General features: G+C 45.1%; 8 protein-coding genes. 3 read left to right on the forward strand and 5 right to left on the reverse strand.

Features of this window, described 5'->3' with window-relative positions:
• Positions 1-175: 175 nt before the first annotated feature.
• Both QT987_RS26235 and QT987_RS26240 read left to right on the forward strand, forming a co-directional pair.
• Complete coding sequence (locus tag QT987_RS26235; RefSeq protein ID WP_333246081.1) at positions 176-3,187, forward strand: EAL domain-containing protein; 3,012 nt, start codon at positions 176-178, stop codon at positions 3,185-3,187.
• 48 nt (positions 3,188-3,235) lie between these two features.
• A complete protein-coding gene (locus QT987_RS26240; protein ID WP_333246082.1) occupies positions 3,236-4,027 on the forward strand; it encodes a Uma2 family endonuclease in 792 nt (263 codons plus the stop codon).
• A 59-nt stretch (positions 4,028-4,086) separates the two neighbouring features.
• Here the strand turns inward: QT987_RS26240 and QT987_RS26245 are convergent, their stop codons facing one another.
• From QT987_RS26245 to QT987_RS26255, 3 genes are read right to left on the reverse strand one after another with little or no spacing between them, the layout of a single operon-like run.
• Positions 4,087-5,541, reverse strand: a complete 1,455-nt coding sequence (locus tag QT987_RS26245) for a DUF1802 family protein (RefSeq protein ID WP_333246084.1) — start codon at positions 5,539-5,541, stop codon at positions 4,087-4,089.
• Between the two features lie 43 nt (positions 5,542-5,584).
• A complete protein-coding gene (locus tag QT987_RS26250) occupies positions 5,585-7,513 on the reverse strand; it encodes a P-loop NTPase fold protein (protein WP_333246086.1) in 1,929 nt (642 codons plus the stop codon).
• Between the two features lie 48 nt (positions 7,514-7,561).
• Positions 7,562-8,284, reverse strand: a complete 723-nt coding sequence (locus tag QT987_RS26255; protein WP_333246088.1) for a hypothetical protein — start codon at positions 8,282-8,284, stop codon at positions 7,562-7,564.
• Between the two features lie 379 nt (positions 8,285-8,663).
• Between QT987_RS26255 and QT987_RS26260 the strand changes: the two genes are divergently transcribed.
• A complete protein-coding gene (locus QT987_RS26260; RefSeq protein WP_333246089.1) occupies positions 8,664-9,176 on the forward strand; it encodes a rhodanese-like domain-containing protein in 513 nt (170 codons plus the stop codon).
• Positions 9,177-9,552: 376 nt separating this feature from the next.
• On the opposite strand, the gene QT987_RS26265 is transcribed toward QT987_RS26260, so the two are convergent.
• Entirely contained in the window at positions 9,553-9,978 is a 426-nt protein-coding gene (locus QT987_RS26265; RefSeq protein WP_333200260.1) for an NUDIX domain-containing protein, read from the reverse strand.
• A 102-nt stretch (positions 9,979-10,080) separates the two neighbouring features.
• On the reverse strand, positions 10,081-10,812 hold the full coding sequence (locus tag QT987_RS26270; protein WP_333246091.1) for a peptidase: 732 nt from the start codon (positions 10,810-10,812) through the stop codon (positions 10,081-10,083).
• Between the last annotated feature and the right edge of the window lie 180 nt (positions 10,813-10,992).

Raw genomic sequence — 10,992 nt, forward strand, 5'->3', positions numbered from 1 at the left:
GTCCCGCCCGTCCGTTTTGGACGGGCGGGACGCCCATCCCACAAACTTGTGGAAGTTATTTAATTCTCATTCCTTACTTAAATGCGAAGATACAATTTACGTTGCGCGAGTCCTGAAAAACGTTAAAGTAAGAAACAACTCGGAAATTGTAAAGGTTTGCTTGAAAGTTCGGCTGATGGGAGATCGGGAGAACCAGTCAATTTCTAATTTAGGTGAAGTGGGGAGTGCCGACGATCGCCATACTGCATCAGAAGCACTGTGGCCGCGCGATCGAGCCCTGGCCGCTACTAGCTGCGGCATTGTCATTGCTGACGCCAATGCACCAGATTGTCCCATAATTTATTGCAATCCGGCCTTTGAACGGATGACGGGTTACTGCGCCAGTGAAATCTTGGGGCGTAATTGCCGATTTTTGCAAGGCCCGGATACCGATCGAACTACCGTAGCTAAAATCCGCGAGGCCTTGCGCCAAGGTCGAGAAATCCAGACACCAATTAAAAATTACCGCAAAGACGGCACTCCTTTTTGGAGCAAATTATCGCTATCTCCCGTGCGAGACGACAACGCTAATTTGACTCACTTTGTAGGAGTTCAATCTGACTTGGCGGAACCAATATGTGAAGTGCAGCAAGCATTGCAGCAAGCTAACGACCAACTGCAAACGATTTTGGAAGCAGTTCCGGGCACAGTATCTTGGATTAGCTCGGATTTGCGCTATTTGGGGGTTAACCAGCACTTAGCCAAACTGCATGGTTTGCCGCCGTCGGCTTTTGTCGGTCAAGATATTGGTTTTCTGGGCGCTAGCTCGGATTTTAACTCTTTTGTGGTGGAGTTTTTTGCCGATGACGCTACGGAAGCGGTTAAAGAACTCAACGTTAAGGTACAAACCGACGGAGGAGAGTCGGAGGGATACTATTTGATTGTGGCTCAAAAGTACGATCGGGGCAAAGCAGCTTGTCTGGTAGGGATTGACATTACCGAGCGCAAGCGGGCAGAAGAAGCTCTGGTGCTGACTCGCAAGGCGGTGGAAAGTTCGAGTGACGCGATCGGCATCAGCGATGCGAACGGCACTCACATCTATCAAAATCAAGCGTTTTCTCAGCTATTTGAATGGGACACGGCAGAGGAATTTAAACTAGCCGGAGGTATATCGGCAGTTTTTACTGACCCCGCAGTGGCCAGGGAGGTACTCGACACGATCGCCCAAGGTTATTCTTGGTTTGGTGAAATTACCAACCGCACTAAAAGCGGTGAAACTTTGCAAGTGTTGCTGCGGGCCGATGCTATTAAAGACGCTACAGGGAAAATTGTCGGTCTGATTTACATGAATACCGATATTACCGATCGCAAGCGCACGGAACAAGAGCTGCGGCAAAGCGAGAAGCGCTTTCGATCATTGATTGAAAATGCTAGAGACATTATTGTGATTCTCGACGATAAAGGCTTTTGCCGCTATGTATCTCCTTCCCTAGAGCGGATTTTGGGCTACCCGACGGCAGAAGTCCTCGGCAGGTCTATATTTGACTTGATTCACCCTGACGAATTGCTGATAGTGGATCAAGTTTTCAAAGGTGTCATGCAAATGCCGAAAGTTAGCCTGGGCATGGCGGAATACCGAGTGAAACACAAGGATGGTTCCTGGTGCGTGTTGGAAGCGGTGGCGACGAATTTGCTCGAGGAACCTTCGGTGCGGGGAATTGTGGTCAACTGTCACGACGTGACTGAACGCAAGGTGGCTGAAGAACAATTGTTGCACGATGCTTTGCACGATGCGCTGACGGAGTTGCCCAACCGTGCTTTGTTGACTGACAGGTTGGGGCAAGCTTTTGCCCGCGCCCAACGGCATCCAACCTATCAGTTTGCGGTGCTGTTTCTGGATTTGGACAGGTTTAAGGTGATTAATGACAGTCAGGGACACCGCACGGGCGATCGGCTGTTGGTGGCTGTGGCTCGCCGTCTCTTGACTTGTTTGCGGCCAGGGGATACGGTGGCTCGTCTAGGGGGAGATGAGTTTGTGATTTTGCTGGAGGAAATTAAAGGTGTTGATGAGGCGATCGCCCAAGCAAAGGAAATTCTCAAGACGATCGAACGACCGCTTTATTTGGAAGGTAATAAAGTTTTAATTACTGCTAGCATCGGCATTGCTTTGAGTACCGACAAATATCAGTGGCCGGGAGATATTTTGCGCGATGCTGATATTGCGATGTACCGGGCCAAAGCTCTCGGTAAAGCTCGCTACGAAGTTTTTACCAGTGCGATGCACACTCAGGCTGTGGCTTTGATGCACTTGGAACACGATTTGCGGGAGTCGGTTGAAGAACTAAATTTGAAATATTCGATAGTGGATTTTGCCTGTGGGACGGCGGCGGAAAACTCGCCGATGAGTGAAATCGATCGCAGATTGGAGCGTCCGAAGTCGCAATTGCCTACTTTAAAATTGGAATGTCCTTTTACTGTTTATTATCAGCCGATAGTTAGTTTGAAAACTGGCTCAGTTATCGGATTTGAGGCGCTGGTGCGCTGGCTGCACCCGGAACGGGGTTTAGTTTCCCCGATGGAATTTATTGCGATGGCTGAGGAAACTGGGTTAATTATGCCTTTGGGTTTGTGGGTTTTGAGCGAAAGCTGCCGCCAAATTATTAAGTGGCAGAGTTTGAATTTACCTGTGGGAAATTCGCGGCTGACTGTAGCAGTAAATCTTTCGGGGAGGCAGTTTGCGGAACCGGAATCCATCGAGCAAATTAAGCAAGTTTTGCAGGAAACGGGTGTTGATGCTCGCTGTTTGAAGTTGGAGATTACTGAGAGTGTGGTGATGGAAGATGGGGAAGCGGCGGCGGCGATGCTTTCGCAGTTGAGAGACTTGGGGATTGATTTGTGCATTGATGATTTTGGTACTGGTTATTCGTCTCTGAGTTATTTGCACAAGTTCCCGATTAATATTTTGAAGGTCGATCGCTCTTTTGTCAGTCGCATCGGGGAAATGGGGGAAAATTTGGAAATTGTGCGGGCGATCGTCATGCTGGCGCGCAGTTTGGGGATGGAGGTAGTGGCAGAAGGTGTCGAAACCGCCGTCCAATTGGCTCAAATGCGGGCGATCGGCTGCGAGTACGGTCAGGGGTACTTTTTCTCTAAACCTCTCGATAGTGAGGCAGCTACAGCCTTGTTGAGGCGATCGCCCAAATGGTAATCCGATCTACAATAGGAATTGTATCAAGATAAACTCATACCAAAACCTATGTCTCAATCGATCGCCCCAGTTTTAGCAGAACAGCAACTCGATACTTCGCCGACATTAACCTTTGAAGAATACCGAGTTTATCAAGGAGAATCTGATGTAAAATATGAACTGTACAAAGGCAAATTAATCCCGATGCCAACAGCCACAGTTTTACACATCAAAATTTGCGAATATTTAGTTTACCAATTGCAGCGTTACCTAGCTGAACACAATCTCGACTTAGTAGTAAAAACGGGTCTGGGAGTGAGAACAGATGAAGATAAATCTCGGATTCCCGATGTAGTTGTCTGCACTCAAAGTCTTTTGGAACAAGCGGCTGCTAGACCAGGTGCAGGCATTCTCGAATTTGATGAAAAGCCGCTGTTAGTAGTAGAAGTAGTTAGCGAAAATCGCCGCGAAGATTACGTGATTAAACGCGGAGAGTACGAATTAGCGAATGTGCCAGAATATTGCATTGTTGACCCTAAAATGGGCAAGCAAAAAATTCGGCTTTTTGCATTGATTGAAGGTGAAGATGGTTACACGTATACAGATTTCTTGCCTGGTGAGGAAATGGTGTCTGTAGTATTTCCCGATCTGGTTTTATCGGTGGATGAAATACTAAACCCGCCATTGGTAGAGGAGTTAGTTAAGGCAGAAAACGCGCAATTGCGGCAACTCGAACAGGAAGCTGCAATGGAACGCCAACGGGCCCAAGAAGAGGGTCAACGTGCCCAAGAGGAGCATCAACGCGCTGAAAGATTGGCGGCCAGGTTACGAGAATTGGGCGTAGATCCTGATGCTGTGTAGGAAATTGGATAAAGTGCGATCGCCGAAACTATCCCGTAGGGAATCGCCCTTGACGCATCTCAATCATCTAGCAGCAAATCGCGCAGGAAATAAAAGCGATCGCTTTGCGAATTGTCTCCTTTAATTCGCCCTAAGTAACCCGTCAGCGGTGAAGAAAGTTCTATAGTCAAATCCTTTACTGATTCGTTTGTCAGCTTAGAATCAGTGGCGGCAAATCTAGCATTGTATTGAACTTTAATCTCAACAACCGTTGGAAAGTCGCTATCTGAGCAAAGTTGTTTCACTGCTTGTATGATTTGCGATCGCAGCCTAATTTCTCTTTCAACTTTCTCAATATAATCCTTAATCCTGTCGTCAATTTGCCGCCCCATTTCTAGATAGGGCTTTAGTTCAACTAAGTTGACAGCACCTGGATATTTAGCTTTTAACTCAACTAGCTTCTGTAAAGTCATGGCATTGATAATACTAACTTTCCACTCTTGTGCTGCTTTCAACATATCCACCGAAGGATTGCCAGGGCCAATCACTAACTTGGTAGATTCTAAAAATTTATCCCGACTTAAGTGCATTCCTCCCAGTTTAATCAATTCTTCAGCAGTTCGACTAGGGATAAGTCTACCCGCCTTACACTCACCAACTAAGGGATAGGGTTTGGAGCAAAATAAATCTAAACCACCAGCACCGCCTTTGTAGGCATTTTCAATCTTGAATCCTAAAAATTCAAGGCTTTGACGTGTGATATTCTCAAAATCTGTGCCTGCTTGATAGTTGCTTTTTTTTTCTTCTAGTTCTATACTGCGATTTCCTAAAGCTGCTATAGTCTTTATCCAAGCTAAATCCGGTTTGATGGGTTTTACAGGCTTATCGCTACTCCAACCTAGAAACATTTTGATTTCTGCGTCTAGTTGTTTGGCTTTTGGGTTGGTGGTGGATAAATGCACTAATGCACTTTGCAACTCTTCCAATTCTGGATGTTCAGGAGGCTCTAGTTTTTCCAGCTTTTGACGGCGTTTGGCAAAGATAGACTCGCTCAACACTGGCGTTGCATCAGTAACAGTTAGGGATTTTGGCAAAGATACAAAATTGCCGCTGGGATGCACTGGCATTTCCAGCGGCTGAGGCAGTAAATAAACCCGCAGGTAAGCTACAAAAATAAACGGACGCTGCTGGAGAATTTGCTGTAATGCCTCTGTTTTCCAGACTGTTAACAGCGACAAAGCCTCTAATGATTCTGGATCGTTCAGCGTTTGGCAAAATTCGCACCTAGCCCAAGCTTTGATCGAAACTTTATCTAAAACTACGAGGGGTAGTTCTAATTGCCCTGACTCTGAAAACAAGCTCATTTGCTTAGGTTTTATCAAGGACATATTAGAATTATCGGTTGGATAAAGTGCATATTGTTCTCCCGGATTAAACGTTCGCCAAACTATTGCTGCAATCATTCGCCCTTGGATTAAAGCTTCTACGTCTGGGGCAGGTAAACGGATAGCCCTGTCAATGTTGACTAGCGACATGGATTTACTGTTCTCGAATATAAAGTTAATAGTTTATGAAGCCTTAATTAAATTGGCTGAGTAAATTATCGCACGACTTATCTAATTCTTCTGACTCCGATAAGTCATCCATAATAGACTCCGCTACAGCTACGGGTTCATCTTCAATCAGATCGGTAGGAACCTCATAGGACGGATCGCTAAGAATCTCTCTAAGCAAGGGGTTGCTAGCCCCTAGCATTTTCTCAGCACCTTTTTCTGCAATAAAATTGAAAATTTCCTCCTCACTCACCCCATAATCTACTTCGCGCTTCTGATGAACAGCCCGAATAGCTAACAGCGGTTTGATTTCATCTTCTTTCAGTGGAACATATTCTCCACCTTGCTGTTTAATGAGCGGTACAAGATACTTTTGTTCAAGGTATGAAGTAATCTTTTTGCTCTGGGAACGAACCAAACAACCGCGAGTTAAATTAAAAGTTGGGTAATCATTTAACCTTTTTAAACCCGCTCCTAACCCTTTGCCCCCAGCATACTGAAGCACTGCAACTCCAATAGTTACATCTATTCCGTTGTCTTTGACAAGTACCTTGAAATTGATGTAATCATCCTTGCCTCCACGTTTTTTAACTTTATCTGTAGCTTCCTGAAGTGTGACCCTTTCCACCGTCTGACCAATCAAACTCTGAAATCCAAATAAAATAGCATCAGCAAGCAGATAATTATCTTCTAAAAAATTTCCTACATCTTCCTCTAGCTCTTTGACAAAAGCAAGTTCAACTGGATTAGAAATATCGGGATTTTTAGTGCCTTCCCCCGTAGAAATAGGAGGCTGACAATTTTCTTTACACCACTTCAAAACCTCTCTAGCAGTGGGTTTGCCTTTGCCAAGCTCGCTAAGTTGAATGTGAGTGAATGGATAAATTGGATCAGGAGGAATTAAGTTTTGTCGTTCATAATATTTGTCTAACCAAAAGCTAACTAAGTTAACAATTGATTCTGCATCCATGTATTTCAAGTCAATCGGATTTCCCTGCACCGAAACCTTAGTGAACACTCCCCCAGGTAGCTGCTTTATTTTATTGCTCCATTGAGGAGGCATCATTACACTCAGTATCAAACCCCGGTTTAGATTTTGGAACAAATCTTTGATTAGTCCTGCAACAATCTGACTGATGTGTAAGCCACTAATATCGTCGTAGGCATCAGGCGTGTCTAACTCATCAAAGCAAATGACCAGTTCCTTGTACTCACTAATCAAATCTAAGATTTGCAAAACCGCCTCAAAAGATTGGCATTGAGTTGGTAGTTCCAACTCCTCGGCTTTGTATTTAGCAACTTCTTGACCCTCTAACCATTTGATTGCATAAAGTGATTGCTCGTCGGAGAGTGTCCAAAAAATTGCCTTGACAATATCAGGATCGTTAACACTTTTCGCTTGCAGAAATGCTTTTGTTAGATCCTTAACCCACTTTTTTAGTTGCTTGGGCGTGCCTGCCTTAAATTTGCCAAATAATTCTTGAGGAGCAAAAAGTTTAGCATTGGGTTTGGAAACCTTTAAAGCATTGTTAGCCATTGCCGTTGCTAGTTCTTGCCACTGTCTCACCCCATCTCTACCAATCTTTCCCAGGCTCTCAGCCAATATTCGCTGAAATCCTTGTTTAATTTGATTGATATTACCATATTTATTAGCGTAGACAAACAAGCCCCCGCCATGCTCCTGTAGGCGATGGCGAATGCGGCTAATAATGTGAGTTTTTCCAGTTCCATCCTGAGCCGTTATAGCGATGGAAGTTGTCTTGTAGTGACCAGCACGAATTTGAGCTAGTGCCTGAAATACAGCTTCTGAGGCGTGGGCATTTATTGTCTCAACATCGAAGAATTCCTGGCCCCAAACATCACCAGCATTGAGAAAAGGAGGTTTAGCAAATGGATTTTGATTTAAAAGAGCGGCGTTCAGGTCTTCAATGGAAGAAAAAGAAGAATTAGTCATGGTTTTTTGTGTGAGGTTAACGAATGTACAAAAGGATTTAGGTCAATTTTATGAATTTAGCCGTTTGACATAGTAACGGACTGCACCAAGTGCAGTTTTGATGGAATCTTCAGCTTTATCGGGCGTGATGTCTGTCATTTCACCACCTATAAGCTGAAAAATATCATTAGCCTGCATTTCCAACAGCCACTCATTGAACTCCGATCGCCCTACCCTTTCGCCGATCGCCCGACGCATCCGATAAATCGGCACTAAATCGTCTAAGTTATAATCCCGGTTCAAGCTGTCATACACATCGATCGCCACAGCCTTAAAATCGTTATATGATGCGATCGTCCCTACATCCGCCTTCCCCTTCTCAACCGCAACACTCGCCGCACTATCCTGATGCCGAATCCACTTCAACAAAGAATTTCCCAGCCGAGTACCAATTTGAGAACCATCAAACTCAAACAAAGAATCCTTACTTTTGAGCCCCTGCGCTAAAACTTCTTTCCCCTTCGCCGTCAATTCCACCAGCGTCACGCGATTTACCAGCGAATACTCGATCGCCCCAGTCGCCTGCAACTCACCGAGCACTCCCAGATATCTCTGACTCGTCTCATTAGTGCGAACAATCCGCTTAGTCAAATCCCCCTTTTTCACCATCATCTTCCCACCGCCCAAATCCCACAAATTCAGCAGTACCCGAACTTTAGCCTTCGCATCCCACACCGCTTGCTCTTCCGGTGTCAAAGTTATAGGCACCGCAATTTCACTTTTCTCAGACATATCCATACCTTTAAATACTTATTTTTACTCTTAAATTTTACCAGAAACCTTGCTGGCCAACATTTAAACTTTTCCGCAAAAATCCGCGCGAGGCTACGCACAACTTATGCAAATTTTATTTAAAAATAATAGGCATTGACTAAAATTGAATTCTTTGATAAAATACCAACTCTAACAAGCGATCACACTTCAAATTCTCTGCACCAAATGCGATCGAAACCATTTTAAGCACAGCCCGCTACTTCCTAGCAACCTCAACAAATGTAGCGATCCCAACCGCAGCTAACAACCAGCAAACCAGCGTAACTGCGACTTTAGTTCAATGCCCGATTCTGCCTTTAGAAAGACGAATTCAACCTAAACATCTTGTTACATTGCAATGGCAATCAAAACATTCAACAACATTTTACCCATGAAAACTATTCCCGACCAAATTTCCAACATCAAAGAAAAACTTCCCGACTTTACTCCCACCCCTCCCGGTTTAAAAGCTCAAGCATCTAGCCACGACCTCAAAGCCCGTTTAGATTGGGGCGAACCAGGACTCACAATCATCGACGCCCGTGACTTTGAAAGCTTCACCAAAAGCCACATTACCGGCGCCGTACCGATGCCAATTGACGAATTAGTCGATCGAGCACAATCCAGTTTAGAACCCATCCGCGACATCTATATCTACGGCGAAAACGACCAACAAACCGCCGAAGCTGCCAATCTTCTCCGCGCAGCAGGCTTTAGAAAAGTAGCCGAACTAAAAGGCGGAATTCCTGCTTGGAAAGCCATCGAAGGCCCCATCGACGGCGCCGTCGAACACAATACTCCCGGCCCCGATGCCTATAACGTTTTCTCTCGCTTGCAACACCACGCCGAAGCCCAGAAAACCAACAAATAACCTCAGATTGGCGGCAGAATTCGCCCATAAAATCTGACACTTAATAAACCCGGTATCGCAAAAGTTACCGGGTTTATTAGACCTCTTGCAAAAATCCTTTTCCTCCCTCAATTAATGGGACGGGCAAGTTGCCCATCCCACAATAAAAAATAACTCTTGTGGGTGGGGCTTCTTGCCCGTCCCAATTATTTTTGCAAGAGGTTTATAGATATGAACTTATACTAAATCCTGCCTCAATTTTCTTAGCAAACAGTATATGTAGGGTGCGTCGCCCTCAAAAATCTTAAATAATATCCACAATCTTTGAGGGACGCACCTGACACAATATTTCAGCAAACAAACCCACACTCATTATTGTTGAAAGACGAGGCGAGAATTAGTATAACTTCCTGCCATCCAAATATGCCTTAACTTCCCCAAACATTAGGCGGTTTGCATCAAAAGTAATCCGTTTAACAGCCTCCTCAAAAGAAAGCCAAGCAGAATTTTGAACTTCCTCCTCTTGCAAAACAACTTCCATCGAATTGACAAAACCTAAAAAGTAAGTCACAGTCTTTTCAATCGGTTCCCCATCCTTAACAAAAGAATAGTGTTCCGTAAAACTGGGCTCATCCAGCATTTCAAAATCCGATATACCTGTTTCCTCCTCAAATTCCCGCCTTGCCGTTTCCGCAGGAGATTCCCCCGGATTCGCGTGACCTTTCGGAAACGCCCAATGTCCCGCTTGATGTTGAATCAACAAAAACAAAGCATCAGCTTCCTTTCCAAAAATCGGCACAATCCCAAAACATTCATCTTTCATTTTTCTGATATTTCCTATTAACTATCGTGTTCTTAGAGTCCGCGAAGGCGGACTTTGTTTGTGTAGACGCGATTTCCAATCGCCGGGAATTTATGGTTTCAACTAAAATTCCCACCCCAAGCGAGTCTGCTGTTCGTAAACCAGCTTCAAAGTATTAACATCCCTCGCAGAAATAGGCGGAGGATTTCTCACCTGAGAAAAATAAAGCACATCAGTTTCCATCAAACTGTGGCCCCAAATTCCCAAAGCGTGACCCAACTCGTGCCGCGCCGTCGCCGGAATATACTTCCCCACTTGATTCGGATTCAAATAAACCGAAAACCGATGAGATAACACCGTTTTATCCCCATCCCGACGGGCGTATAACTTATAGGTAGCCTCTCCTGAGCGCGATCGCAAAACCCCTTGACGCAAAGGCGGAGCCCGACGTAAAATCCTAATATCAGCCACCTCCGAACTATCCACGACTTCCAAAGGCAAATAAACCCCCCATTCTCGCACCACATCCAACACAGCCGCCACCCATTCTTCAGACTTATTAGCATCAACTGGACGCTCAACATAAACCTGAATCGGAAACTTCGACCACAACAAATGACCAAAATTCGGTGGCTTAACCTGGTCAAAATAATCCCCGCTATCCGTGGAATCTTGCCAATTTGCTAGCGTTGGTGGCAAAGGATGAACCTGTGGATTCGGCAAACTATTGGGGAGAGAAGAAAGAGTCGCCGCCGGAGTATTAACCTGAGTAAAAATTATCAGGCTAAAACAACATACAGCCAATCCCAAACCAGCCAGCAATCGAGGTTTTACCGTAAGTTTCCACAACCGCATTTTTCTGACTGCACTTAAATTTCATCTTTAGGGCGGGCTAGAAGCCCAACCCCTACTCCCCACAATAATTTATTTATGTGGCACGGGCGTCTCGCCCGTGAGCTAATGTGGCACGGGCGTCTCGCCCGTGAACTAATGTTAATGTGGCACGGGCGTCTCGCCCGTGAGCTAATGTGGCAC

Origin of the sequence: Microcoleus sp. SVA1B4 (assembly GCF_036700545.1) — a bacterium.
Taxonomy (GTDB): Bacteria; Cyanobacteriota; Cyanobacteriia; order Cyanobacteriales; family Microcoleaceae; genus Microcoleus.